We start from the raw sequence: 462 nt of genomic DNA, 5'->3' as shown, positions 1-462 counted from the left end.
CGAGGAGGCTCATTGTCAAGGACAATCGGAATAGCATACGGAAAGAAGTTCTGCACCTTATAAAATTTGTCAAAAAAACTGTTGCCATTCCACTGACTTCTGTCTTGACTTCCTGCTCCTCTTTTTTCGCTTTATGAGAAAAAGCATGGAATGCGCTGCATCAGGTATCGAGGCTTAGAAAAAAATCAGGTGCATACGATGCTTGTTTTTGCCGAAATGAGTCTGAAAAAATTGGTCACTTAGCAGTGGGAGCATATGTCTTCATATTTTTTATTATACAAAAATAGACAAAAGTATCAGTCTACACTCTTAGTAAAGAGGAAACTGATACTTTTATCTACAGTATGATATTTCTTACATCTACTTTTACTCCGGCAGTAGGACTCGAACCTACGACATCATGATTAACAGTCATGCGCTACTACCAACTGAGCTATGCCGGAATAACATCAGCGTGGCGAC

At 39.4% G+C, this 462-nt stretch carries 1 tRNA gene and 1 pseudogene; one reads left to right on the top strand and one right to left on the bottom strand.

From position 1 onward, the window contains the following. Nucleotides 1-138: 138 nt before the first annotated feature. A pseudogene (locus DIZ30_RS13970) lies at nucleotides 139-240 on the top strand (hypothetical protein); the annotation flags it as partial. A 129-nt stretch (nucleotides 241-369) separates the two neighbouring features. On the opposite strand, the gene DIZ30_RS11340 reads toward DIZ30_RS13970, so the two are convergent. Continuing rightward, nucleotides 370-443 (bottom strand) — tRNA-Asn (locus DIZ30_RS11340). Between the last annotated feature and the right edge of the window lie 19 nt (nucleotides 444-462).

It is taken from the genome of Enterococcus sp. H57, from assembly GCF_003112495.1.
Lineage (GTDB): Bacteria > Bacillota > Bacilli > Lactobacillales > Enterococcaceae > Enterococcus_B > Enterococcus_B faecium.
Note: the sequence above shows the minus strand (reverse complement) of the source record. Positions and strands in the feature narration are given on the sequence as shown.